The organism is Streptomyces krungchingensis, from assembly GCF_054729265.1.
Window position 1 is genome coordinate 1 of the sequence record NZ_JBPUKY010000002.1, and the last position, 24008, is coordinate 24008.

Here is a 24008-nt window from a genome sequence, read left to right on the forward strand (position 1 = left end):
GAGACACGTCGCACACTAGGCCCCCGACCGCGCCTACCTCGTCACCGAGCTCGACGGCCGGCCGAGAGCCGTCCGGCTGCGGGCCGGCAGCCCCGCCTTCGGGCAGACGCGGCGCAGCATGTGCTCGATATGCCTGACCACCCACACCGGAGGCGTCTCCCTGATGGTCGCCCCCAGGGCGGGCAAGGCCGGGCAACAGGGCAATTCGGTGGGCATCTACATGTGCAGCGACCTCTGCTGCTCGCTCTACGTGCGGGGCAAGAAGGACGCCGGACTCGGCGCCAGGCTCCACGAGTCGCTCACGCTGGAGGGAGAAGATCGAGCGCACGGTGGTGAACCTGGCCGCGTTCATCGCCAAGGTGACCGCCTGACTCCGGCGCCCATTACCCCCCGGGTAATCGACCGTCGCGGTACGACCCGGCAGTGTTTGTCCGTGCGGAGCGGCAGCCAAGTGCCGCGATCCGCACCGGACTTCGGTGCTCGAGTGCGGAGCGCCGCGAACAAGAGGAGACAGCGCATGCCCGCCTACGCCATCGCCAACCTGCGCCCGACCGCCGAGCCCCAAGAAGAGGTCCTGACGTACATGGAGCGCGTGCAGGACACCCTCGACCCGTTCGGCGGCCGGTTCCTCGTCCACGGAGCACCGGAGCGCGGTCCGGGAAGGCAGCTGGCCGGACGCGATCGTCATCCTCGTCTTCCCCTCCTTCGCCGACGCGCGGGCCTGGTACGACTCGCCCGCGTACCAGGAGCTGCTGCCCCTGCGCACCCGGCACATCGACGGCGACCTCCTGCTGGTCGACGGTGTCGCGCCCGGGTACCGGGCCGCGGAGACGGCACAGCACCTGCGGGCCGCGCGTACCGCGTCGTGAGGCCTCGGCGGGCGCCCGTGCCCGCCACGGTCACGCCCTGAAGCGGCGGGGCCGGATCCCGCCGGACGGCTGGGTACGCACCGCACGCCCCGCCGACGTCCGCGACGCCGTCGAGGCGGACGCCTGGGTGCACACCCCGCGCTCCGCGGACCTCTGAGTCACCCCCGAGGCCTGCCGGGACACCACCGCACCGGACGCCCGGCCCTGCCGGACGTCCGACCGCCGGCTGCCACCGCCGGTACGGGTCACTGCTCGCGCATGCCCCACGGAGAGCCGTACGCCGTCAGCAGGTCCAGGAAGGGGGCGGCCGGGAAGGCCTCCGGACCGAGGACGCCCGAACCGGTCCAGGCGCCGGTGGCGACGAGTTCGAGGGCGACGACCGGATTGACCGCCGTCTGCCACACCACCGCCTGGCAGCCGTACTCCGCCATCGACCACTGGTTGTCGACCACGTGGTACAGGTACACCTCGCGCGGTGCGCCGTCCTTGCTGCCGCGCACCCAGGTGCCCGCACAGGTCTTGCCGTGCATGCGCTCGCCCAGCGTCGCCGGGTCGGGCAGACAGGCCGCGACGACGTCCCGGGGCGACACGGAGACCGGGCCGTCGGCGCCCGGCACCGTCACCGGTTCCGTGCGGTCGAGCCCGAGTAGGTGAGTGTCTTCAGCGTCTCGATGAACTCCCGCCCGAGGCCGTACTTGAAGGTGACGCGGCGGGCGTCGACCCAGCGCGGCACGAGCAGCACCTCCTCGTGCTCCACGTTCACGCACTCGACCTCACCGATGCCCTCGGGAATCGAACACTCGGGTTCGCTGAACGGCGCGGTGGTGAACCAGCCGCGCCCGGCCTCGTACACGACGGGCGGGTTCAGACACTCCTCGATGGTGGTCCAGATGCTGAAGGACGGCGCGAAGTCGTAGCCGTCCACGGTGAGGTTCGCGCCGTCGCGGACGCCGATCTCCTCGATCTCGTCGAAGAGTTCGTCGGCCGCGTACCGTGCGAACACATCGGACAGGCCCGGCTCGACGCCCATGCCGACGAGTGCGAGCGCGCCCGCCTTCTCCCAGTCGGCGGCCTCCGCGAACTGGGGCGTCCCCGGAGCTTGACCCCGCACTCCTCGTACGGCCGGTCCGGGTGCGGGCGGGACAGCGACATCGCCATGTCGAGATAGGCCGCGCCGCCCGCCCGTGCCGCCTGGAACAGCGGCATGACGAAGCGCGGGTCGGTGGCGTTCAGCAGCACGTCGCAGCGGTGCCGTGCCAGCAGCTCCGCGACCGCCGCGGTGTCACCCGCGTCGACCCGGGCCGCCACGAACCGGCCGTCGTCGCCCACGGCCGCGACCGCGGCCTCGGCCCGGGCCGGGTCGTAGTCGGCGACACCATCGCCTCGAAGAAGGTGCGCCGGGCCGCGATCCGGGTGATCGCGGTGCCCACGCCACCGGCGCCCACGAGCAGTACACGCATGGCAAGAACTCCCTGTCGGTCCTACGGAGAACGAGGCGCGCCCCTCGCGGCAGATACAACGCCCCGGCGTCCCGTAAGGTCAATGGCGTTGGCATAAGAGGTCCGCTGAGGAGGCCGCCGTGGCGAAACCCGTGGTGCCGGAGGAGAAGCGGCGACGCCGCCGCCCCACCCGGAGCGGCACCGTGCTGTCCGAGCGGCTGATCGTCGAGACCGCGCTGCGCATGCTCCGCGAGCACGGCAGCGCCGGCTTCACCGCACGCCGCCTCGGCCTGGCACTCGACTGCGACCCGAGCACGCTCTACCGCTACTTCCGGGGCATGGACGACCTGACGCTCGCCATCGGCGACGCCCTCATCGGGCGGGCCCTGCGGGGCTGGCGGCCGACGGGGCAGTGGCGGGCCGACCTGCGCGCCGTGGGACTGCGCATCCACGCTCCAGTACGTCGCCCACCCTCAGGCCGCCCAGCTGACCGCAGCCGTGTCAGTGGCGGGCGAACGGAGCTGGCGGCCGACGAGGCGGTGCTGGAGGTGCTGCGCAGGGGCACGGGGTTCCCGCTGCCCCGACACGGTGCGGATCTACCACGCCTCATCGACCAGACGCTCGCCTTCGCCGCGCTCGACGCCGCCTCCTCGGCCCTGCCCAGCGCCCGCTGCGCGCCGACGAGGCCATGTGGCCCACGTACGCCGGACTGCCCGCCGCCACTCCCCCCTCGCCACCGCATGGTCACCAGCGCCTATCGACGGCCTGGACATGTGCTGGACAGCGCCGCCGCCCAACAGGCGCAGGGGTTGCCTCCGCGGGCAGGACTAAGACTCATAGGTGACCGACGACGCCCGGATGCCGCCGACAGGGCGGACCGATGCGGCCGACAGGACCGATGCAGCGACAGGACCGATGCGGCCGACAGGACCGATGCGCGACAGGACTGACAGGCGGACAACCGGCCGAGACCATGCCGCCGCGCCGGCCGCACCCCGCTGGTCCCGCGTCGAGGTCCTTCCTGCGCGCTCATGGGGCCGCCGGGATCCCCCACCCGGGAGGCACCCTGCTGGCACACCTGTGCCGTGTCCGGGAACTGCTGGCGGACTGGGGGGCCGACGAAGCGGTCCAGGCCGCGGGGGATGTGCCACGCGGCCTACGGAAACCGACGGCTTCGACCGGCACCTGCTGCCCGTCGCCGAGCGAGCGACCCTGGCCGAGGTCATCGGCGACCGCGCCGAGGCTCTGGTCCACCTCTACGGGAGCTGCGACCGCGGCACCGTCTACCCCCGGATCGACCCCGGCCGGCCCGTCGCCTTCCGTGATCGTTTCACCGGTCGCGAGCACACCGTCGACGACGCCGACCTGCGCGCGTTCCTGGAGATCACCGCGGCCAACGAGCTCGACGTACTGGCCCACAACGAGGAGCTCGCCGAGCGGTACGGCCCCGCTCTCTACCGGTTGTTCGACGGCGCGGGCCCCTTGCTGTCCACCGCGGCACGGGACGCCTGCGCCCGGCAGCTCGCCCCGCACGGCCCGGCGCCCCGAGCGGGGAAAACCATGCGCGACCCGGGAAACCGACGGACGACAGGTCGGTGATAGACGACCGGTCGTACACTGCTCTCATGGGACGCACCAGCGATGCCAGGAACAAGATCCTCAGTGCCGCGCAGACGCTCATCGAGCTGCGCGGCTATTCGGCCCTGGGCGTGGCCGAGATCTGCAAGGCGGCCGGTGTGCCGAAGGGCAGCTTCTACTACTTCTTCGATTCCAAGGAAGCCCTGGCCCTGGCCGTGATCGACGAGCACTGGGCCGCGCAGAAGCAGGCCTGGACGCGGATCCTCGGCAGCGACGCGGAACCGCTGCAACGGCTCCGCACGCTGTTCGAGGAGACGGAGGCCACCCAGCGCGCCGGTCAGCAGAGCTGCGGCACCGTGTCGGGCTGCATGTTCGGGAACCTCACGCTGGAGATGAGCAACCAGACCGAGTCCATCCGGGAACGGCTCCAGGAGATCTTCGAGGCACAGGTCGACATGGTCGAATCGGTCGTCGCCGAGGCGCTCGCCCGCAAGGACATCACCGTGACCGACACGCGGGAGGCCGCACGAGCGGTGGTGGCCCAGCTGGAGGGCCAGGTCCTGTTCGCCAAGCTCTACAACAGCACCCAGCGGCTCAGCCCCCTGTGGGCGAACTGCCTGGCACTGCTCGGTGCCGCCGCGCCACGGGAGTCCGTGGCCGCGGTCTGACACCGGTCGCGCGGTGTGGTGACCGCGACCTGGTCGCACGGTGCCGGTGACCGGTGTGATGACCGAGAACCCGTCACGTGCGGCCTTGACCCCGAGGGGGCCAGGACGCGGATCTCTCGCCCGCAGCCCCGGCCCCGGTCGCTCAGGCGCCGCTCCCGCCCGGAGCCGGAATGCGCTCGGCGGCTCCCGAGCGCCCCTGGGGCGTGCCCTGGTGCGCCACCACCACGTGGTGCGGGAACCCGATGCGCAGGACGGCCGCCGCCATCGCCGCCGCGAGCACCACGCCGGACGCCAGGAGCAGCGCCTGGTGGTAACCGTGCCGGAGCAGTGGTGCGACGACGAGGGGGCCGAGGATCTGGCCGACCGAGTATCCGGCGGTCAGCAGGGCGACGGACCGCGGGAAGCGCAGGTGCGCGCCCGTGGCGAGGGCGAGGGTGCTGATGCCGATGAAGGTCGCCCCGAACAGGACCGCCGAGACCAGAGCGGCCGTCACGCCGTCGAACAGCGCGGGCAGTGCGATGCCGACCGCCTGGACGACGAGCGCGGCGAGCAGCAGGCCGGGACGCGACCAGCGGTGCCCGAGCCAGGCCCACAGCGCCGACGACGGCACGGCGGCCACGCCGACCAGAACCCAGGCGCCGCTGCCGATCCAGCCGGGGGAGCCCTGCTCGATCGCGGCGACCAGGAACGTACCGGCGACGATGTAGCCGATGCCTTCCAGGGTGTAGGAGGCGAAGAGGGCGGTGAACCAGCGCCCGGTCCGCGCCCTCGGTTCGCGTCCACCGGTGGTGACGGGTTCCGCCGTCGCCGTGGCTGCCGCCGGTGCGGCTTCGGGGCGCAGGTTCCACGCCATGACGGTGAGGAGCGCGGCGAGTGCGGCCGAGGCCCACCAGGCGGCCCGCCAGTCGGCGAAGGAACGTACCGCGAGGACGAGCAGCCCGGACAGCGCGATCCCCGCGCCGACCCCGCCGAACGCCCAGCCGGGCAGATGGGCCGGATGCTCCCGCAGGTGGCTGAGGAGGGAGCTGACCGCGATGACGAAGATCAGCGCGCTGGCCACCCCGGCCGGCAGCCGCAGTGCGATCCACACGGCCGTGCTGTGGGTGACGGGCATGGCGGCCAGACTGCCGACCAGTACCACGAGGCTCGCGCGCAGGAGAGCGGGGGAGCGGACCAGGGCGGGACACAGGATGCCGGCGAGCGCGCCGACGAGGTAGCCGATGTAGTTGGCGGTGGCCAGATGGGCGCCCGCGCCCGCGGACAGCCCGGCCTGAGTGTGCATCAGGGGGACGATCGGGGTGAAGACGAACCGCCCCACTCCCATGCCCGCGGCGAGTGCCGCGGCGGCTTGGGCGACGTGGCCCCAGGGAGAGTGCGGCGCGGCGCCCTCCTTGGCGGTGGAGGCACGCGGGGGCCGTCGTAGTGGCATGCGGAGTCCTTGGAAAGCGGTGTGGATGACGAACGGCGCGGATGACGAACGGTGCGGATCACGAACGGGAGCGCATCGTGGACCGGCGCACGGCGCACGGCGCACGGCGCACGGCTCCCGGCGCACAGCTCACCGCCGGGTGAGCGTTCGGAGGGATGCCGGGCGCCGGGTGACAGGTGGCGCCACGTGGTCCCGAGCCCGGCGGTCGCACAGGGGCGAGCCGGCGCCTCAGCCCGTGGAGCCGGCCCGGCCCGGGTCGTTGGGGTGGGATTCCAGAGGGGTGATGCCGAAGGTCATCCACGGGCTCAGCGGAAGCGTGCCGAGCACCTTCTCCCGGAGGTCCTCCTCGTCGGCGCCCCGCCAGACGCCGATGCTGCGCAGCTCCCCGACCGGGCGCCACAGCCGTGCCAGATGGCCGGTGGCCGCCAACTCCCGCGCCCGCACGGCCTCGGCGGCGCGCCGCCGGTCGACCTCTTCCTGCGGGGTGCCCTCGGGAACGGTCGTGGTGATCTCGACCAGGAACTCGCGCATGGTCCTTCTCCGTTCGGTGGGGCGTCCGGCCGGTGGGGCGTCCGGCGGTGGGGCGAGCGTGTCGCCCCGCCGCCGGGCATTCATACCCTCATGGTCCGCCCGCTCCCGGCCGAGCGCCACGACCGGCTGACTCCCTGCTGGTAGGCGCACCCTCCCAGCGACGTAGCATGACCAGCGTGGAACTGCGCCAGCTGCGGTACTTCGTCGCCGTCGCCGAGGAACTGAACTTCGGCCGGGCCGCCGAGCGTCTGTTGATCGCCGGCCCCTCCCTGTCCCAGCAGATCAAGGCGCTCGAACGCGACCTCGGTGTGCGTCTGTTCGACCGGGATCGCCGCTCGGTGGCGCTCACCCCGGCCGGTTCCGCCCTGCTTCCGCACACCCGCGCCCTGCTGGAACGCGCCGACGACCTCCAGCTCCGCGCGCGCAGGCTGTCCGGATCGGAACCCGTCCGTCTCGGCTACGTCAACTGGCTTCCGCCGGACCTGACGGCGCGTACCGCCCCCGTGGCCCAAGTGCACGTCGACGCCTGGGTCGCACCCTCGCACACTCAGGCCGCACGGGTCGCCGACGGCAGTCTGGACGTCGCGGTCTGCTGGGTGCCCACCGGCGACCTGGAGGAGCGCGGCCTGCGGGCCCGCCTCGTCGGCGCCGACCGGCTGTACGCCGTCGCGGTCGGCGACGCCACGGGAGACGTCGCGGCCCAGGACACCGACGTGCTCCTCGACGACGACACCACCTCCTGGTCGTCCTGGAACGCCTACGCCGAGTCGCTGGCCGAGAGCACCGGGGCCCGCGCGGTGCGCATCTCCGACGGCGGCATCACCGGACCCGCGTTCTTCGACCATGTCCGCCGCAGCGACAGACCGGTGATCAACTCGCCCAAGGGGCAGACCACTCCGCTGCCGTCCGACCTGGTGCGGCGCGCCGTGGTCGGGCCCGAGATCTACTGGACCTGGTCCCTGGTCTGGCGCCGGAGCGAGGTCCGTTCCTCCGTCCTGGCCGCCGTCGACGCGCTCTGCGACGGCGTCGGCGACCTCGGCATCCATGCCTCCGACGCCTGGCTCCCGGACTGCGATCCGTACCGGCAGTAGCCGCTTCCTTCCGCGAGGGCCGGCGGCCGGGGACATTTCGGCCCGGGTGTGGGCCCCGGAACCCCGCGCTCCTTCGCCCCATGAGCCGACGCGCGCCCGCTGACCTGGGCTGGGAGACTGTGCCTACCAGCTGAGAGGAATTCGGTCCCGTCCAGGGACCCCTCCGCCTTTGACGGCTGCTCCGCGGCGCCTTACTTTCAAATAGTCGACCGGTCGGCTAGTTGACCGTTCGACGGTCGTCTCCCACCGGGGCGGTCGTTCCCACCATCACGGAGAAGGTCATCATGAGCACTCAGGACCAGAAGGTCGCAGTCATCACCGGCGCCTCGCAGGGCATCGGCGCGGACCTCGTCGCCGCCTACCGCAAGCAGGGCTACGCCGTCGTCGCGACCTCGCGCACCATCGCTCCGGCCGACGACGCGGGCGTCCTGACGATCCAGGGCGACATTTCCGACCCCGCTACGGCTGAGCGCGTCATCGCCGCGGGCGTCGAGCGGTTCGGCCGCATCGACACGCTCGTCAACAACGCGGGCGTCTTCGTCGCCAAGCCCTTCACCGAGTACACCCCGGAGGACTTCGCCGCCGTGACCGGGGTCAACGTCACCGGCTTCTTCCGCATCACCCAGCTGGCCATCGAGCAGATGCTCGCGCAGGGCGGCGGTCACATCGTCAACGTCACCACCAGCCTGGTCGACAACGCCGACGCCCGCGTCCCGTCCGTCCTGGCCTCGCTGACCAAGGGCGGCCTGCAGTCCGCCACCAAGTCCCTCGCCATCGAGTACGCCACGCGCGGCATCCGCGTCAACGCGGTCGCGCCGGGCACCATCAAGACCCCCATGCACCCCGAGGAGACCCACGAAGTGCTCGCGGGCCTGCACCCGGTCCGCCGGATGGGTGAGTCCAGCGACATCACCGACGCGGTGATGTACCTGCAGAACGCCCCGTTCGTGACGGGCGAGATCCTCCACGTGGACGGCGGAATGAGCGCCGGCCACTGACACGCGGGTCACCCCTTGCGGGGCGTGGGACGGGTTTCCTCTCACGCCCCGCGCGACACGCCGCACCGGCGGATCCCAGCCCGACCGATCACCAGGAGCACTCTGATGGACACCATGACAGACAACGGCGAAGCGGTCCTGCGTGACGTCCTCGACCGGTGGAAGACCGCCGTCGACGCCCACGAACCCCAGCAGGTGGCCGCCCAGTTCACCGAAGACGCGATCTTCCAGGGACTGCACCCCTACAGCACCGGCCGGCCGGGCGTGGCCGCCTACTACGACGCGCAGCCCCTCGGCCTGGCGGCCGCGTACCGCATCCTGGAGACCAGACGCCTGTCCGAGGACCTCGTCCTCGGCTACCTGGCCGTCGACTTCTCCTTCACCGACCGCCCCACCCTCGCCGTCAACCTCGGTGTCCTGGTGCGCCGTACGGCCGACGGCTGGCGGATCGCCCACTATCAGGTGTCGCGTCTCGCCTAGCGGGAGCCCGGGTGCGGCATGCGGAGGCCAGCCTGCGGCATGCGGGGGCCAGCCGCTCCGTGCGGCCGTGGGCGGGCGACGGCGCGAACGCGGCACTCTGTGCCGCAACAGGCAGAGCCGCCCGCCAGGTTCCCCCGTGGCGGGCGGCTCGTGCCGTGGATGTGCAGAGATCAGGGTCGGCGGCGGCTGAAGGTGTCCTGGGCCGCTGGACGACACCGGCGAGAAGCCGGTGACGGGATTCGAACCCGCGTTTCCCGCTTTGCAGGCGAAGTAGCCGCAGCCTGCGCACCTGCACGTCTCCGACCTTAGCGGCAGTGATCGTGCGGGTGCAGCCGGTTTTCGCGAGGCCCGGCTTCGGCGACGGGGGGATCAGCCGATGTCGGCGGGCTGCGGGACGCGCGCCCCGCTCACCTCGCCCTCGTTCTCGTCCTCGGCCACCGGTTCGCCCGGTTCCGCACCGGCTCGGCCCAGGAGGAGCGCGACCGCGACAGCGGCGGCCCCGGCCGCGAAGGCCGCGCCCAGCAGGGCCAGTTGCATTCCGTCCATGAAGGCCGTGCGCGCGTGGTCGGCCACCGGTCCACCGATGGCGCTCGCCGCCGCCAGCGACGAGCGGGCGATGTCGGTAACGCGCTCGGGTGCGCCCGGCAGGCTCAGGTGACTGCGGTACGCGGCGCTGAGCAGGCTTCCCAGGACGGCGATGCCCAGGGCCCCGCCCAGTTCCCGGGACAGGTCGTTCATCGCCGAGCCGACGTTCTGCAGCGAGCGCGGCAGGGCGTCCGTGATGGCCGTGGTGGCCGGCGTCATCGCGAGTCCCATGCCCATGCCGAGCGGCACCAGGCCCGCCGCGATCAGCCAGTACGAGCTGGTGGTCCCCAGCCGGGACAGCACGCCCATGGCCAGGGCCACGGCCACCAGGCCCGTCACCCACGGACCGCGCGCGCCGAATCGTGCGACCAGCTTCGGCGTCAGCCGCGACACCGGAATCATCGCCAGCGCCATGGGGAGCATGGTGACCGCCGCCATCAACGCGCTGTCGGAACGGACCAGTTGCAGGTACTGCATCATCACGAAGATGAAGCCGAAGAAGACGAAGAACTGAAGCATGATCGACAAGGACCCGGCGGCGAAACGGCGGTTGCGGAACAGCCTCGGGTCCAGGAGGGGATGACGGCGGCGCAGTTCGAGGAGGACGAAGCCGGTGAGGACCAGCAGGCCCACCGCGATGCCCGTCAGGGTCACCGGGTCGCCCCAACCGCGGGTCGGCGCCTCGATGACCGAGTAGACCAGCGCCACCAGACCCACCATGGCCAGCAGCGCGCCGACGACGTCCAGCCGGGGCTGGTCGGGGTCGGCGGACTCGGGGACGAAGAGCGCGGTGCCCGTCAACGCCGCTGCGGCCAGTACCACGTTGAGCAGGAACACCGAGCGCCACGACCACGCCTCCAGGAGCGATCCCGTGGCGAAGATGCCGACGATCGCGCTCGCTCCGGCGACCGCCGCCCACACGCTCACCGCCCGGGCCCGCTGGGCGCGCGGGAACGTCCCGGTGATGGTGGACAGCGTGGCCGGCATGACCATGGCCGCGCCCACGCCCAGCACACCGCGCAGGGCGATCAGCGCGTCGGGGTCCGTGGTGCAGGCAGCCGCCACCGAACCGCCGCCGAACAGGGCCAGTCCCACGATCAGGGCCCTGCGGCGGCCGAACCGGTCGCCCAACGCGCCGGCCGGGAGCAGCAGCGCCGCGAAGACGAGACTGTAGGCGTCGATGATCCACGACAACTGGGTCTGGCTCGCGTGCGTTTCACGCGCCAGGTCGGGCAGGGCGACATTGAGCGACGCCATGGCCGCGACCACCGTGCCGAGCGCGAGGCATGTGATCGCGAGGACCAGATTGTGGCGTACGGCCCGGGCGGGCGCCGTGGCGGGAAGGACTTGGGAAGTGGGCATCGTGGGCATCTCTTCCTGGCGACGACCCGGGGTGGGCCGGCTGTGTGTGCTCCAGGGTGGGAAGCGCGCACAGGTCATTTCCATGGCGATGAATTAATCGCGCCGATCGTCGCCGACCTGCCATGCGGCACTACCTGGACGAAACAGGCTCTGACCTGCATAGAAGCCGGTCTTCCGGTTGGGGTTGTCGAGTGGCGCCAGGGGATTGGCGATCGGTGATGAATTTCTGTCGAGGTCTTCGTGAGCCGGACCGAGCGAGTGCGCCGGGCCGAGCAGGAGGGCTGAAGAGGCCGGAGGGGGCGAGCCGAACGGGCGGGACCGGACGGGCCCGGGCCGAGCCAATCCCGTCCGGGCGCAGGGAAGTTGGCCGGGCCGAAGGCACCGGGCCGTTCAGCGGGACGCGGACCTGGACCGGGCCGGTCCCCGGTGGCCGCTTCCGGCCGAGAGGGCCATCCGCAGTTGCGGACCGAAGACACGCACCAACGCGTCGGGGTTCATCGACGCGACGGGCTCCAGCCGGAGCATGTACCGGGCGGTGATCAGCCCTGCCATGACGGTCGAGAAGGCCCCCGCCCGCCGCAGCCGGTTCGGCCCCGTGAGCCGGGCGGCGATGCGGTCGATGACCTCGCGGCCCAGCATCTCCTTGAGCAGGTCCGCGAACGTGTCGTCGGCGGCGGCGTTCTTGAGCGTGGCCAGCAGGATGGGTCCGGAGACCGGGTCGTCCCACACGTGCAGCATGTGACGCAGGGCGCGCTCGGGGAAGGTGGCCGGGTCGCCCTCTTCCAAGAGGCGGTTCACCAGGTCGGCGGGGTTGGCGGGCAGCGCCAGCACCGCGCCGAACAGGCCCTTCTTGGACCCGAAGTAGTAGCTGATCAGGGCGAGATCGACATCCGCGTCGACCGCGATGTCCCGCATGCTCGCCTCGTCGTACCCCTGGGTGAGGAACCGTCGTCGTGCGGCTTCGAGGATCTGCGCGCGGGTGTCGGGTTTGCCGGGCCGGCGCCCGCGACGGGGCGCGGTGTTGGTCACCGTACGCAGTGTAGGGCGTGACACGGCATGCGACCTGCGGCGGGAGCCGGGGAGGCCGGACGTCCTCGGTGCGCGAACGACTGGTGGGCCGCGCCCGGCAGCGGTGCGTCGGGCCACCTCGCCACCGCACATGAGTACGAGAACTCATGACGTCACGTGTGACCCGGGGGGAGGATCGGGCCATGACGAAGATCAGGACGACGGTGGTGCGTTCGGGGATGCTGCCGGTGGCGGTGCTGGCCGTACTGGTGGCGGGATGCGGATCGCAGCGGCCGGGCGACACCACCGGCGCGGGTGCGTCCTCACGGACCCCTGCGGCGACGCCGAGCAAGCCCGCCGACTTCCCCTGCCCCGGCGAGAGCCCCACCCCGACACCGACGCCCAGTGCGTCGGCCTCGGGCCCCGCCGTGCCGCCCACCGACCACTACGCCGAGAACCACGGCTTCATGGTCCCCATCCCGCTGCACGGCGAGCGCCGCTGCGAAGGACTCGCCGCCGTCGGCCGTGTCGAGGAAGCGCTCGAACCGCTGCGCAGGCGCGGTGACTTCGACCCGGAGAACACCCGCAGCGCCCTCACCGCCCTCGGCTACTCCGCGGGGAACGTGCAGTCGTACCAGAACGGCTCCACCGGGGTCAGCTTCCTCATCGACGCCTCCCCCCTGTGCGTGGAGGGCACGATGAACCTCGACTCCACCGAGGCGGACGCCTTCGCCGGCTACCCCGACCACACCGGCTGCGACCGGCCCAGCGGCGGCCACTGAGCCCGGACGGTCCGAGCGTCCGGATCTGGCACCTCGGACGGTGCGGCCGCGACCGTGGCCGACGGCCCGGTCGCGGGCACGTTCGGCCGCGCGCTCGACACACCGCTCCCCACGGGCCCGCCATCCGTACGCCGACCCGTCCTGGCGGCGGCTCTCCCGCAGGCGGTCGCGCCCCGAGGGGCGGCCGGCCGGCGCGACGCGGGGTGCGTCGGAAGGCAGCGGCGACCGGGTCACCTGCAAGGTGTCCTCGGCATGCGAGGACGCAGGGCTTGGGGTCTGCTGGGGGTGACTGGGGTCGATTCCGTCGCAAGGAGCAGGTCGCATGGCTGCGAAGCCCGCAATCGTCATGGTGCATGGATTCTGGGGCGGCGCCGCCCACTGGGCGAACGTCATCACCGAACTCCACCGCCGGGGCTTCGGTTCGCTGCACGCGGTGGAGAACCCGCTGACCTCGCTGGCCGACGACGCCGAGCGCACCCGCAAGATGGTCCGGCAGATCGACGGACCGGTGGTGCTGGTCGGCCACTCCTACGGCGGTGCGGTCATCACCGAGGCCGGCGACCTGCCCAATGTCACCGGACTGGTCTACATCGCGGCGTTCGCCCCGGACGCGGGTGAGAGCCCGGGCCAGATCAGTCAGGAGAAGCCTCCGGCGGCCTTCGAGAACCTCGCCCCCGACTCCGACGGCTATCTCTGGGTCAAGCAGGACAAGTTCCACGAGAGCTTCGCGCAGGACCTGCCGGAGGAGGAGGCCCTGGTGATGGCGGTGACGCAGAAGGCACCGCTCGCGTCCACCTTCGGCGACACCGTGACCGCGCCGGCCTGGCGCGCGAAGCCGAGCTGGTACCAGATCTCCACCGCCGACCGCATGATCCACCCCGACAACGAACGCCGAATGGCCGAGCGCATGAACCCGCGCCGGACCATCGAACTGGACGCGAGCCACGCGTCCTTGGCGTCCCGCCCCGGCCCGGTCACCGACCTCGTCGAAGAGGCCGCGGGCGCCTGACCGCCGCTGTCCCGAGCGGCGCGCCGGGCGGCCCGCCGGACGAGGGCTTCGCCGCGGGTCACCCGGACCGGGCCGCGCCACGCCACACCGTCACGTCCAACGTGGCGTACGTCGTCCCGGACGAGCCCCGGTAGGTCACCAGGCCCACATGCCCCGTGCCGCTGACGACGCACATCTGCTGGCCCACCGCGAGGTCCTTCACCCACACGTAGGACCGGTAGCCGGTCGCCGCCCGGCAGGCGTCCAGGTTGCCCTGCCGTCCCGCCGGCAGCAGGGCGAGGGAGCTGCCGGAGGTGGTGCCGGGGGCGAGGACGGCGCCCGAGGAGTAGACGGCGTAGGTGAGGTCCTCGTCGGAGCTTCCGGTGTCCGCCTTCGCCCGTACCGGGGCGTCCGCCAGATACAGGTCGTGGCTCGCCGTCATCCGGATCCCCGCGTAGGCCACCGGGGCGGGTGCTTTCGGGGCCGTCGGCCCGCTGGACGCGGTGGCCGCGGGAGCGGAGGTCGCGGCCCGGGTGGGTGTCGCCGGACCCGAAGGAGCCGAGGGAAGCCGGGACTTGGTGGGTGTGGGCCGTGACGAGGCCTTCGTGGAAGGTGAGTCGGACTCCGAAGGCGACGCCTTCTCGGCCGCCGCCGGGTGCGAAGCGGCCGTCTGCGCCCGGTCGTCGCTCCCGTGGTCGTCCCCCGGAACCAGCAGCAGCGCGGCGCTCGCCCCGCACGCCACGAGGACGACGGCGACCGCCGACAGCATCCAGGCCCGGGCCTTCCGGCTGCTGCCGCTCGTGGCCACCGAGGAGGTCCGCGCGGCGGCGGGCCCCTGGGCGAGCGGCCCGGCCGGCGGAGGACCGAATCCGGCCGGGGCCGCCTGGTGCCCCATCACGAAGGGCGCGGGCGACACGGCATGGGACGGGGAGGTGGGTGAGTAGGCGATCGCCGGCCCGAAGACACCAGGGGCGTGAGAGGCCGGAGACGATCCCGCCCGCGCCTTGTCCGCGCCTTCGGTCCGTGCGGCGATCCCCGCCGCCAACTCGCCCGGCAGCCATGCCCCGGACGTCGGACGGGCGTCGTCACCGCGGCTCGCCCGGATCGTCTGGACGGAACGGATGATCTCCTCGACGGACGGCCGTTCGACGGCGGGCTTGCGAAGACAGCGTGCTGTCAATTCCTTCAAGTCCGCGGGGACCCGGCTGAGATCGGGCTCTTCGTGCACCACGCGATAGAGCACCGCGTGCGGATCGCCGTCCCCGAAAGCGGCACCGCCCGTCGCCGCGAACACGGCCGTCTGGCCCAGCGCGAACACGTCGGCCGACGCGGCGGCCTCCGCACCGAGCACCTGCTCTGGCGCCATGTACGCGACCGTGCCGAGAGCGGTGCCGCTCTGCGTCACCGAGGTGGCGTCCGCGGCCCGCGCGACACCGAAGTCGATGACACGCGGCCCGTCGGAGGCGAGCAGCACGTTGGACGGCTTGAGGTCCCGGTGCACGATGCCCTCGCGGTGCACCGCCTGGAGGGCCTCCGCCACCCCGGCGATCAGCCGCAGCACGGTGTCCACGGGCAACGGGCCGTGATCGCGCACCGCTTCGGCGAGGGAGGGCCCCGGTACGTAGGCGGTCGCGCACCACGGCATGGGCCCGTCGGTGTCGCTGTCCACCACCGGAGCCGTGTAGAGGCCGTGCACCCGGCTCGCCGCCGCCACCTCGGCACGGAAGCGCAGCCGGAACTCCGGGCTCTCGGCCAGCTCCGGCCGGATCACCTTGACCGCGACGGCGCGTCCGCCAGGTGTGTGCGAGAGGAAGACACGGCCCATGCCGCCGGACCCGAGACGCGCCACCAGCACATAGCTGCCGACGACGTGCGGATCACCGTCCTCCAGCGGCTGAAGACTCCCCTCGTCCGGCCCTCCGTTGCTCAACACGCCCCACTCCGCCCCGAGATCTGTTGTGGCCCCCATTGGATCACGGTGCCTCACGGATCTTCACTCGGCCGTGACGCTCCGGAAGCGATCGTGGTAGGCAGGGCGGATGCTTGGCCGACTTCCTCTCGATGAGCAACTCGACGGCCTGCGGGCCGTGCTCTCCCGCAACGAGATCCTGACGGACGTGTTGACCAGGGCGGCGACACTGGAGCTGCCCGGCTGGTACGTGACGGCGGGGTGCCTGTTCCAGACGGTGTGGAACGTGGTCACCGACAGAGACCCGACCCACGGCATCCGTGACTACGACCTCTTCTACTTCGACGACGGCGACCTCTCCTGGGAAGCGGAGGATGCCGTGATCACGGCGGGGCGGACGGTGTTCGCCGGTCTCCCGGCCGAGGTGGAGATCCGGAACGAGGCCCGCGTGCACCTCTGGTACGAGCAGAAGTTCGGGGTGCCCTGTCCACCGCACGGGTCCACCGAAGCCGCGATCGACAGCTTCGCGGCGACCACCTGCTGTCTGGGCGTCCGTCTGCAACCCGACGGAGGCTGGCGCGTCTACGCACCGCACGGCCTCTCCGACGTGTTCGACCTCGTCCTGCGGCCCAACTCGGCCCTCGCTCCGCGGGAGGTCTACGAGGCCAAGGCGGCACGCTGGAAGGACGCGTGGCCGGAGCTCACCGTCCTGCCGTGGCCGCGCTGAACCGCTTGGCTCGACGCGGCACGCGCGGCGCGCGGGCGGTGCGGGAGCGAGGGCCGCACGGCGGCGCCGTTCAGCCTGCGCGCAATCCCGCACGGGGTCCTTGGGGCGTCGCAACACACGGGTGGAAACGCGCTGTGAACAGTTCCGGCCACAGCCTTGCGGAACTGTGGCCTCCATCACGGCGGGCGTGATCCGCGCCTGGTCGACTTGCCGGATGCTGATCAACCTGATGCTCCGCGTCCTCCCGTTCTGGCTCCGCGAACCGCTGGTCATCGCCGTGTGCCTGTTCTTCACCGTCCTCAGCTTCTATTGGTTCGCCGTGGCCGGGGGGTGGGGCAGAGCCGGCGTCGGCGTCCTCTTCCTCGCCGTCGGCGCGCTGCGGGTCCATGTCCTGCGCGGGGAGTTGAGATCCCGCCAAGCGGCCAAGCAGAGCGCATGACGGGTTGAACGCGCACCGGTCCACCATCAGGCGGACCGGTCGGGACGCGGTGTACGGCACGGCGAAGCTCCGGGTGGCCGGGAACAGCACCGGTCACCCGGGCCCACCAGGACCTTCGCACGGTCACGCGCGTGAGGATCGGGACCGGTGGCGAAGATCGCTCGACATGCCGCCCGAACTGCATCGACGTAGCGTTCCAGGCATGAGCGAACCTTCACTCCAGGACGACGTCCTGCACGAGCTCGGCGATGACAAGGTGCAGGAGATCGCACACCTGCTCGGGACTGACGCCGACGGTGCTCAGGCCGCTGTCGGGACCACCGTCGACGCCGTGGCCGGCGAACTCCGTGAACGCGCCGACGGCGACGACGCCGGAGAGGTCCGCGAGGCCCTCGCCGGGCTCGCGGAGCCCGCGCAGGAGCCGCTGAAGGGAGTGGCGGCCTTCGGCGGGCTCGGCGGCCTTCTCGGCGGCGGAATGATGGCCGGGGTGCTGTCCAAGCTGAGCAGACCGATCGCCACGAGCGTGTCCAGGAAGACCGGCATCCCGGTGGCCACCGTCGCCCGGGCCATCGAGGTGATGATCCCGGCCCTTCTGACGGTCCTCGCCAAACGCGCGTCCGCCAAGCGCGCCGGAGCCGGTTCCCCCGCGTCCGGGGCACAGCCCGCCGGTGGCGACCTCGGCGACCTGCTCGGTTCGATCCTCGGAGGCGGCAAGAAGCAGCAGTGATGCATGTGTGCGCACACCCGGCGCCGTACGCGTCGGCGGCCTCCTCGCGCTGAACCGAACCGGGACCGCCGCCTCAGCCGTCGAGGCGCACCCGGACGAGTCGGCGGAGCCGCCTCAGCCCTCCGCCTCCGGTGTGCCGGCGTCCGGGGCCGTGGCCTGCTGCCCCTTCTCCTCGGTGAACGTGTACATCACCGACCTCTCCCGCTTGTGCCGCTGGATGCGCCCCTTGGCGACGAGCGCCTCCAGGGTGTTGCGCACGACCTGCGGTGTCGGTGTGCGGTCGGTGTGCTTGCTCAGCAGTTCCTCGCGCAACTCCTTCGCCGGCCGGGGCTCGTCGTGCGTGCGCAGCAGGCCCAACAGGACTTCTCCGAGGGACTGTTGCGGCTGCGCCTTCGTGACGGCCTTCGCCGTCTTCTTCTTCGGCCGGGACGTCGCGGCCTTGGACCGGCCGGGACGCTTGGACACCTTCGTGGGCGGCGCGGGAGGAGCCCCGGCCTCGGGGGTCTCGGCCTCCTGGCCGAGCGGCTCCGCGACCTCGGCCGCGGGAGCGGGTTCTTCCTGCGGCTCGGTCGCGACCGCGGGCGCGTCCTTCGCCTGCTGCGGCACCCGGACGTCGAAACGCTCCGCGACCTTCAGGATGTCCAGCAGGAGGGTCTCCTCCTGTTTCAACACCTCAAGGGCGTCGCTCAGTTCACGCTGTCGGCGGCGGTTCTCCTCCAGGTCCGACGCGGCTTGTTCCTCATACCGCGTTCGGAGCGTGGCGGCTGACTGGCTGGACACAACCGTTCACTCCCTCGCATTCGGGTGACGTTGCGCATCGTACCCACGCGGATGACATGTGCCGCAGTGTTCGACGCACACGATGCCCACGGACTTCGGCGACAGCGGCGTCCGCATCTGTGTCGGTGCCCCGGCCGGAGGCCTTGTGGCGACCCGGACCGTCCAACGGGCAGGAGTGGTCCAGGGGATGAGGACGTGGGCGGTACGGAGCTGGTCCTGCGGGGTGTGAAGTCTCCACACGTGTGCACATCCGTGCAGGCGGGAACACCTGCCGTGGCACACGGAGCGATGGCGGCACCGATCGGCGACGCACACGTGTGGGGCGCCGGCAGTCCGCCGGGGCGAGTGCCCACTTTCTCGTCGGGTCCCGGGACTTGGGCGGGGTGCACTACCGGCCGACTCGACACGCGTGCCCATGCCTTCGAGTCGGTGATCCGAACCCCGAGCGGGAGGAGCCGAGTTGACGGACGCCCCGGCCTCACCGGCCGGAAACGGATCGGGAGGTCGAGCAACCGGGACGGCAGCCGTCCGGGAGGCGGCCATCCCGGAGGGCGGCCGCCCGGGATGGAGCCGCCGCCGCACCCCGAGCGGCGACCGCGGACCGCCACCGCGGTCCGCCCGGTCGGGGGTGCGCCGTCCGCCCCGCCCGCGGTGCCCGGACCGTAGTCCGGAGCCCGAAGCCTTGACAGGAACGGTCACCCCGTCACAGCCTATGGCAACGTTGTCATGCCGTCGGGGTCGCGCCGCACCGAGCCGCTCGCCCCCGGTACCGTCTTGTGATTGGACGTCTCCTTCATGGCCGATCAGGCGAGTCCGTCGCGCCCTCCTTCCCGGCGCTCCGTCGTCACCACCGGCTCGACGCTGCTGGCCGGGTTCGGGCTGGGTGCGGTGTTTCCCACCGCCGGCGCCGCCGCCGAGCGCACCGGCGCCGGGACCGAATCTGCGACCGCAAGCGCGACTCCGGGGGAGATCGCCGCGTTCCGCCCCGTCGAGGTCTCCTCGCAGGCCTACGCGTCCGCCGCGGCCGAGTTCGTGGTGGACGGCATTCCCGCGAAGGGGGTGCGCGGCACCGGCTGGAGGGCCGGGGCGGGTGATCCCCAGTGGATCTCGGTCGACCTCCAGGCGGACTGCGAGGTCAGCTGGATCCGGCTGACGTTCGAGGCCGACGGTGCCGACCCCGTCTTCACCCCGCCGTCGAGCGGGAACTGGGCGCAGGGGACCACCGGCAAGGAGATCCTGTCGAGTTACGCGACCGAGTTCGTCGTGGAGACGTCCCGGGACGGTGTCTCCTGGTCCAGCGTGTACCGCACCACGGCGGGCACCGGGGGAGTGGTGAACATTCACCCCGCCCGCCCGGTGACCGCCCGCTGGGTGCGGATGACGTCCCGCAAGCGGTCCAACCCCAACCCTCTGGGCCTCAACGGCTTCGAGGTGTACGGCACGGCCCGCGGGCACCGCCCGGACGCCACGGGCTGGACGGACTGGGGCAACCACCACTCCGAGTCACCGAAGCTGGCCGTCGCCCACGACGGGACCGTACCGCTGGAGTCGGGCTGGACCCTGACCATGGACGACTGGGCCGACGGTACGGGCAAGGAGCTCTCGGCGACGGGCGTGGACACCAGCCGTTGGCTGCCCGCCACCGTGCCCGGCACGGTCCTCGGCTCGCTCGTGGAACAGGGCAAGCTGCCCGATCCCGTCGAGGGTCTGAACAACCTGCACGTCCCGGAGGCGCTGTCCCGCCACTCCTGGTGGTACAAGCGGGATTTCGAGCTCCCGCGCGGCCTGCGCACCGGTGCCGGACGGCACGTCTGGCTGGAGTTCGACGGCATCAACCACAAGGCCGAGATCTGGCTCAACGGGCGCGGTGTGGGCGATCTGACCTTCCCCTTCGCCCGATCCGCCCACGACGTCACCTCCCACCTCGCCGACGCCGACGACGGCCGGCACGCCCTCGCGGTGAAGATCACGCCGATGCCCGTGCCCGGCAGCCCCGGCGACAAGGGGCCCGCGGGTGAGGCCTGGGTGGACGCCGGCGCGAACCAGATGAACCTGAACTCGCCCACGTACCTGGCCTCTTCGGGCTGGGACTGGATGCCCGCCGTCCGTGACCGCGGCGCGGGCATCTGGAACCACGTGAGGCTGCGTTCGACCGGACACGTGGTGATCGGCGACCCCCGTGTGGACACCGTCCTGCCGAAGCTGCCCGACCTGTCGGTCGCTGAACTGACCGTCACCGTCCCGGTCCGCAACGCCGACTCCGCGGACCACCGGGCCACCGTGTCGGCCTCGTTCGGGTCGGTGCGGGTGTCCAGGACGGTCACCGTCCCGGCAGGGAAAGACATCGTTGTCACGTTCGCCCCCGACGCCTTCGAGCGCCTGCGGGTCCGCAACCCCGAACTGTGGTGGCCGAACGGCATGGGCAGCCCCCGCCTGCACGACCTGACGCTCGTCGCCGAGGTCGACGGCACCGAGAGCGACCGGCGTTCCACCCGCTTCGGCATACGGCAGTTCGGCTACGAGTACGACGTTCCGCTGCCCTTCGTCGCCTCGGGCGACGCGTACACGCAGTCCGTCGACGTCGCGGCGCAGCAGGCCCGGCACATCAGGATCAAGTGCCTGACCCGGGCCACCAACTGGGGCAGCTCGCTGTGGGCCGTGTCCGTGTTCGACGGCGCGCGTGCGGGCATCGACCTCGCCCTGCACGCCCAGGCCGACGCGTCGAGTGTCGACGAGGACGGCCACGACGCGGGCAACGCCACCGACGGGGACCCCGCGACCCGCTGGTCCTCGGCCTACCAGGACGGCGAATGGATCAGCGTGGACCTCGGTTCCGTGCAGTCCTTCGACCGCGTGGACCTCGTCTGGGAGCAGGCGTACGCGCTGACCTATGTCGTCCAGGTGTCCCAGGACGGCAAGCAGTGGACGGACGTGAAGTCCGTGGACAACACCGCGGTGCCGCTGCCGTTCAACAGCGGTGACGCGAGCCTGCGTGTGGAGGACTTCGAGGCGAGAACCGCCCGCTTCGTGAGAATCGACTGCGGTGTGCGCAACACCAGTTGGGGCAACTCGCTGTGGTCCCTGGCCGTCGTCGACAGCGCGGCACCGGGCACCGATCTGGCCCTGCGCCGGCCCACCACCGCCTCCACGGAGGAGTCCGACCACCCGGCCGCGCACGCCACCGACGGCAACCCGGGCACCCGCTGGTCCTCCGCCTACGAGGACCACCAGTGGATCCAGGTCGACCTGGGCTCCGCCCGGCGCTTCGACCGTGTGGCCGTCCTCTGGGAGCAGGCCTACCCGAAGACGTACACCATCCAGGTCTCCGACGACGGCGACGACTGGACCGATGTGAAGACGGTGTCCAACACCCCCGATCCGCTCAAGATCAGCGTCAACGGGGTCCGTGTGCTGGTCCGCGGCGGCAACTGGGGCTGGGACGAACTGCTGCGCCGCATGCCCGCCGACCGGATGGACGCGGCGGTGCGCATGCACCGTGACATGAACTTCACGATGATCCGGAACTGGGTGGGCAGTTGCAACCGCGAGGAGTTCTACGCGGCCTGCGACGAGCACGGCATCCTGGTGTGGAACGACTTCCCCAACGCGTGGGGCATGGACCCGCCGGACCACGACGCCTTCGACTCCCTCGCGCGGGACACCGTCCTGCGGTACCGCATCCACCCGTCCGTGGCGGTGTGGTGCGGCGCCAACGAGGGCAATCCGCCGGCCGCGATCGACAAGGCCATGCGTGAGGCCGTGGAACAGCAGGTGCCCGGCCTCCTGTACCAGAACAACTCCGCGGGCGGCATCGTGACCGGTGGCGGCCCCTACGGCTGGGTCGAGCCGGAGCGGTACTTCGACGCGGGCACCTACGGCAGCAAGGACTTCGGTTTCCACACCGAGATCGGGATGCCCGTCGTCTCCACCGCCGCCAGCATGCGCAACCTCGTGGGCGACGAACCGGAGTGGCCGATCCGGGGTGCCTGGTACTACCACGACTGGAGCGAGCACGGGAATCAGGCTCCGCAGAACTACAAGGCGGCCATCGAGAACCGTCTCGGTACGGCGGGCGACCTCGACGACTTCACGCGCAAGGCCCAGTTCGTCAACTACGAGAACATGCGCGCCATGTTCGAGGCGTGGAACGCGAACCTGTGGGACAACGCGAGCGGTCTGATGCTGTGGATGTCCCACCCCGCCTGGCACAGCACCGTGTGGCAGACCTACGACTACGACTTCGACGTCAACGGCACCTACTACGGGGCCCGTTCGGCCTGCGAACCCCTGCATGTCCAGGCCGACCCGGTGAAGTGGGAGGTCCTGGCGGTCAATCACACGCCCGAAACCCTCAAGGGCGCGACGGTCACGGCACAGACGTACGACCTCTCGGGCCGTCCGCTCGGGAAGGCCAGGAGCACCCAGGTCGACGTGAAGGCAGCGTCCACGGCGAAGGCCTTCACGGTGGAGATGTCGGAGGACCTGCCCGAGCTGCACCTGTTGCGGCTGACGCTGCGGGACGGCGCGGGCGAGGTGGTGTCCCGCAACACCTACTGGCGCTACCGCACTCCGGGGGCGATGAAGTCGCTCAACGCGGTCGACCGGGTCCGGTTGTCGGCCTCCGTCACCGGTGTGTCCCGTACGGGGGACCGCAGGAAACTGACCGCCACGATCCGCAATCGCGGCTCCGCCGTCGCGGCGATGGTCCGGCTCTCCCTGCTGGACGACAAGGGCGGCGCCCGGGTCCTGCCGACGCTGTACGAGGACAACTATCTGTGGCTGCTGCCCGGCGAGAGCCGCACGGTCACCCTGTCCTGGCCCGCCGAAGCCCTGGCCTCGGGCCGGCCGGCCCTGCGGGTGGAGGGCTACAACGCACATCCCGTCACGGCCCGGCCGTGAGATGACCGCTCGCCGCCCCGGCCGTCCGCACGGCCGGGGCGGCCGTGTGTCCGGGGTGGCCCCGACGGCAGGTCCGCCGGGCGCGGCGAGCGGCAGCCGGCCTCGGCCGTCGGCTGCCTGGACGGGGGCGGCCGCCGGATCAGCGGGCGGCCGCCGGAGCGCTCTTCTTGCGGGCGCGGTAGGCGGCCGCCTTGATCTTGTTCCCGCAGGACTCCATGCCGCACCACTGCCGACGCGTGCCACGGGAGCGGTCGATGTAGATGCGGGTGCACTCCGGGTTTCCGCACTCCTTGAGCAGAGGTACGTCCGGGCCGCTGAGCAGCTCGATCGCCTGGCGCGCGACCGTGGACAGCGCTTCCTCCGGTGTCGCCTCGGTCCACCGTCCGGACGGGGTGAGCTGCGGTGTGGCCGGGGGCTTGCGGGCCGCGCCGTTCAGGACGGCCAGCGCCTGGACGTTGTAGTCCTCACCGAGCTGGCGGGCGGTGATCAGCTCGTAGAGGGCCTCCCGCACGGTCGTCGCCTGCTCGACGTCGGACTCGCCGCAGGGGGACACCGCGTCGACGATCCCCGACTCCAAGTACCATGCGTCCAGCCTGTCCGGTGACGCGAACATCTCGAACCTGGCCGACCTGCGCGCGCGCAGGGTCGCGGCGAAGTCGAGGGCGGGATTTCCGCATACGAAGACATGATTCAGGTTCACATCACCATTTTGACAGGTG

Annotated in this window: 20 protein-coding genes, 1 tRNA gene and 3 pseudogenes; 15 read left to right on the top strand and 9 right to left on the bottom strand. The window is 71.7% G+C overall.

Annotated features, from left to right (window positions below; translation table 11 throughout):
- Nucleotides 1-19: 19 nt before the first annotated feature.
- Nucleotides 20-371, top strand: a pseudogene (locus tag ACSYGO_RS40640) (FBP domain-containing protein); the annotation flags it as partial.
- 315 nt (nucleotides 372-686) lie between these two features.
- Nucleotides 687-869, top strand: a complete 183-nt coding sequence (locus ACSYGO_RS40645) for a DUF1330 domain-containing protein (protein ID WP_460390416.1) — start codon at nucleotides 687-689, stop codon at nucleotides 867-869.
- A gap of 245 nt (nucleotides 870-1114) precedes the next feature.
- Here ACSYGO_RS40645 and ACSYGO_RS40650 read toward each other — a convergent pair.
- A pseudogene (locus ACSYGO_RS40650) lies at nucleotides 1115-2329 on the bottom strand (saccharopine dehydrogenase family protein).
- Nucleotides 2330-2448: 119 nt separating this feature from the next.
- On the opposite strand from ACSYGO_RS40650, the gene ACSYGO_RS40655 reads away from it, so the two are divergent.
- The 4 genes and pseudogenes from ACSYGO_RS40655 to ACSYGO_RS40670 all read left to right on the top strand — a co-directional run bounded on the left by ACSYGO_RS40655 (nucleotide 2449) and on the right by ACSYGO_RS40670 (nucleotide 4554).
- The gene (locus tag ACSYGO_RS40655; protein WP_460389833.1) at nucleotides 2449-3258 is read left to right on the top strand and encodes a TetR/AcrR family transcriptional regulator; all 810 of its coding nucleotides are present in this window, start codon (nucleotides 2449-2451) and stop codon (nucleotides 3256-3258) included.
- A gap of 23 nt (nucleotides 3259-3281) precedes the next feature.
- Nucleotides 3282-3392, top strand: a pseudogene (locus tag ACSYGO_RS40660) (hypothetical protein); the annotation flags it as partial.
- Nucleotides 3389-3907 (top strand): DUF6817 domain-containing protein, encoded by a 519-nt coding sequence (locus ACSYGO_RS40665; RefSeq protein ID WP_460389834.1) that lies wholly within the window; start codon nucleotides 3389-3391, stop codon nucleotides 3905-3907. The pseudogene ACSYGO_RS40660 and the gene ACSYGO_RS40665, both read left to right, overlap by 4 nt.
- A gap of 26 nt (nucleotides 3908-3933) precedes the next feature.
- Nucleotides 3934-4554: a TetR/AcrR family transcriptional regulator gene (locus ACSYGO_RS40670; RefSeq protein ID WP_426676439.1), complete on the top strand. Its 621-nt coding sequence runs from the start codon at nucleotides 3934-3936 to the stop codon at nucleotides 4552-4554.
- 142 nt (nucleotides 4555-4696) lie between these two features.
- Here the strand turns inward: ACSYGO_RS40670 and ACSYGO_RS40675 are convergent, their stop codons facing one another.
- Both ACSYGO_RS40675 and ACSYGO_RS40680 read right to left on the bottom strand, forming a co-directional pair.
- The gene (locus ACSYGO_RS40675) at nucleotides 4697-5983 is read right to left on the bottom strand and encodes a YbfB/YjiJ family MFS transporter (RefSeq protein ID WP_460389835.1); all 1287 of its coding nucleotides are present in this window, start codon (nucleotides 5981-5983) and stop codon (nucleotides 4697-4699) included.
- Nucleotides 5984-6211: 228 nt separating this feature from the next.
- On the bottom strand, nucleotides 6212-6514 hold the full coding sequence (locus ACSYGO_RS40680; RefSeq protein WP_426676437.1) for a muconolactone Delta-isomerase family protein: 303 nt from the start codon (nucleotides 6512-6514) through the stop codon (nucleotides 6212-6214).
- 167 nt (nucleotides 6515-6681) lie between these two features.
- Between ACSYGO_RS40680 and ACSYGO_RS40685 the strand changes: the two genes are divergently transcribed.
- The 3 genes from ACSYGO_RS40685 (at nucleotide 6682) to ACSYGO_RS40695 (ending at nucleotide 9083) form a co-directional block, all read left to right on the top strand.
- Nucleotides 6682-7605, top strand: a complete 924-nt coding sequence (locus ACSYGO_RS40685) for a LysR family transcriptional regulator (protein WP_426676436.1) — start codon at nucleotides 6682-6684, stop codon at nucleotides 7603-7605.
- Between the two features lie 284 nt (nucleotides 7606-7889).
- Nucleotides 7890-8603: an SDR family NAD(P)-dependent oxidoreductase gene (locus tag ACSYGO_RS40690; protein WP_460389836.1), complete on the top strand. Its 714-nt coding sequence runs from the start codon at nucleotides 7890-7892 to the stop codon at nucleotides 8601-8603.
- A gap of 105 nt (nucleotides 8604-8708) precedes the next feature.
- Entirely contained in the window at nucleotides 8709-9083 is a 375-nt protein-coding gene (locus ACSYGO_RS40695) for an SgcJ/EcaC family oxidoreductase (protein WP_426676434.1), read from the top strand.
- A gap of 224 nt (nucleotides 9084-9307) precedes the next feature.
- Here the strand turns inward: ACSYGO_RS40695 and ACSYGO_RS40700 are convergent.
- The 3 genes from ACSYGO_RS40700 to ACSYGO_RS40710 form a co-directional block, all read right to left on the bottom strand.
- Nucleotides 9308-9376 (bottom strand) — tRNA-Ser (locus ACSYGO_RS40700).
- Between the two features lie 76 nt (nucleotides 9377-9452).
- A complete protein-coding gene (locus tag ACSYGO_RS40705; protein WP_426676433.1) occupies nucleotides 9453-11030 on the bottom strand; it encodes an MFS transporter in 1578 nt (525 codons plus the stop codon).
- A 390-nt stretch (nucleotides 11031-11420) separates the two neighbouring features.
- Nucleotides 11421-12059, bottom strand: coding sequence for a TetR/AcrR family transcriptional regulator (locus tag ACSYGO_RS40710; protein WP_426676432.1), 639 nt, complete (start codon nucleotides 12057-12059; stop codon nucleotides 11421-11423).
- A 182-nt stretch (nucleotides 12060-12241) separates the two neighbouring features.
- Between ACSYGO_RS40710 and ACSYGO_RS40715 the strand changes: the two genes are divergently transcribed.
- Both ACSYGO_RS40715 and ACSYGO_RS40720 read left to right on the top strand, forming a co-directional pair.
- Entirely contained in the window at nucleotides 12242-12820 is a 579-nt protein-coding gene (locus ACSYGO_RS40715) for a hypothetical protein (RefSeq protein ID WP_426676431.1), read from the top strand.
- A gap of 322 nt (nucleotides 12821-13142) precedes the next feature.
- A complete protein-coding gene (locus ACSYGO_RS40720) occupies nucleotides 13143-13829 on the top strand; it encodes an alpha/beta hydrolase (RefSeq protein ID WP_426676430.1) in 687 nt (228 codons plus the stop codon).
- 58 nt (nucleotides 13830-13887) lie between these two features.
- Here ACSYGO_RS40720 and ACSYGO_RS40725 read toward each other — a convergent pair whose 3' ends face one another.
- A complete protein-coding gene (locus ACSYGO_RS40725) occupies nucleotides 13888-15777 on the bottom strand; it encodes a serine/threonine protein kinase (RefSeq protein WP_460389837.1) in 1890 nt (629 codons plus the stop codon).
- Between the two features lie 70 nt (nucleotides 15778-15847).
- Between ACSYGO_RS40725 and ACSYGO_RS40730 the strand changes: the two genes are divergently transcribed.
- From ACSYGO_RS40730 to ACSYGO_RS40740, 3 genes are all read left to right on the top strand, one after another.
- A complete protein-coding gene (locus tag ACSYGO_RS40730) occupies nucleotides 15848-16444 on the top strand; it encodes a nucleotidyltransferase family protein (protein ID WP_426676428.1) in 597 nt (198 codons plus the stop codon).
- A gap of 214 nt (nucleotides 16445-16658) precedes the next feature.
- Nucleotides 16659-16883, top strand: a complete 225-nt coding sequence (locus ACSYGO_RS40735) for a hypothetical protein (protein ID WP_435229246.1) — start codon at nucleotides 16659-16661, stop codon at nucleotides 16881-16883.
- A 202-nt stretch (nucleotides 16884-17085) separates the two neighbouring features.
- Nucleotides 17086-17610, top strand: coding sequence for a DUF937 domain-containing protein (locus ACSYGO_RS40740; protein ID WP_426676426.1), 525 nt, complete (start codon nucleotides 17086-17088; stop codon nucleotides 17608-17610).
- A 114-nt stretch (nucleotides 17611-17724) separates the two neighbouring features.
- Here ACSYGO_RS40740 and ACSYGO_RS40745 read toward each other — a convergent pair whose 3' ends face one another.
- Entirely contained in the window at nucleotides 17725-18390 is a 666-nt protein-coding gene (locus ACSYGO_RS40745; RefSeq protein ID WP_460389838.1) for a hypothetical protein, read from the bottom strand.
- A gap of 795 nt (nucleotides 18391-19185) precedes the next feature.
- Between ACSYGO_RS40745 and ACSYGO_RS40750 the strand changes: the two genes are divergently transcribed.
- Complete coding sequence (locus ACSYGO_RS40750) at nucleotides 19186-23289, top strand: discoidin domain-containing protein (RefSeq protein ID WP_460390417.1); 4104 nt, start codon at nucleotides 19186-19188, stop codon at nucleotides 23287-23289.
- A gap of 139 nt (nucleotides 23290-23428) precedes the next feature.
- On the opposite strand, the gene ACSYGO_RS40755 is transcribed toward ACSYGO_RS40750, so the two are convergent.
- Nucleotides 23429-23989 carry a CGNR zinc finger domain-containing protein gene (locus ACSYGO_RS40755; protein WP_460389840.1) on the bottom strand — a complete coding sequence of 187 codons (561 nt, stop codon included), beginning with the start codon at nucleotides 23987-23989 and terminating at the stop codon, nucleotides 23429-23431.
- Nucleotides 23990-24008 lie beyond the last annotated feature (19 nt).

Excerpts from the sequence above, each read along its gene's own strand:
- ACSYGO_RS40670 (WP_426676439.1), top strand. The coding sequence starts at position 3,934 with ATGGGACGCACCAGCGATGCCAGGAACAAGATCCTCAGTGCCGCGCAG.
- ACSYGO_RS40675 (WP_460389835.1), bottom strand. The coding sequence starts at position 5,983 with ATGCCACTACGACGGCCCCCGCGTGCCTCCACCGCCAAGGAGGGCGCC.
- ACSYGO_RS40680 (WP_426676437.1), bottom strand. The coding sequence starts at position 6,514 with ATGCGCGAGTTCCTGGTCGAGATCACCACGACCGTTCCCGAGGGCACC.
- ACSYGO_RS40685 (WP_426676436.1), top strand. The coding sequence starts at position 6,682 with ATGACCAGCGTGGAACTGCGCCAGCTGCGGTACTTCGTCGCCGTCGCC.
- ACSYGO_RS40690 (WP_460389836.1), top strand. The coding sequence starts at position 7,890 with ATGAGCACTCAGGACCAGAAGGTCGCAGTCATCACCGGCGCCTCGCAG.
- ACSYGO_RS40695 (WP_426676434.1), top strand. The coding sequence starts at position 8,709 with ATGGACACCATGACAGACAACGGCGAAGCGGTCCTGCGTGACGTCCTC.
- ACSYGO_RS40705 (WP_426676433.1), bottom strand. The coding sequence starts at position 11,030 with ATGCCCACTTCCCAAGTCCTTCCCGCCACGGCGCCCGCCCGGGCCGTA.
- ACSYGO_RS40715 (WP_426676431.1), top strand. The coding sequence starts at position 12,242 with ATGACGAAGATCAGGACGACGGTGGTGCGTTCGGGGATGCTGCCGGTG.
- ACSYGO_RS40720 (WP_426676430.1), top strand. The coding sequence starts at position 13,143 with ATGGCTGCGAAGCCCGCAATCGTCATGGTGCATGGATTCTGGGGCGGC.
- ACSYGO_RS40725 (WP_460389837.1), bottom strand. The coding sequence starts at position 15,777 with ATGGGGGCCACAACAGATCTCGGGGCGGAGTGGGGCGTGTTGAGCAAC.
- ACSYGO_RS40730 (WP_426676428.1), top strand. The coding sequence starts at position 15,848 with ATGCTTGGCCGACTTCCTCTCGATGAGCAACTCGACGGCCTGCGGGCC.
- ACSYGO_RS40735 (WP_435229246.1), top strand. The coding sequence starts at position 16,659 with ATGCTGATCAACCTGATGCTCCGCGTCCTCCCGTTCTGGCTCCGCGAA.
- ACSYGO_RS40740 (WP_426676426.1), top strand. The coding sequence starts at position 17,086 with ATGAGCGAACCTTCACTCCAGGACGACGTCCTGCACGAGCTCGGCGAT.
- ACSYGO_RS40750 (WP_460390417.1), top strand. The coding sequence starts at position 19,186 with ATGGCCGATCAGGCGAGTCCGTCGCGCCCTCCTTCCCGGCGCTCCGTC.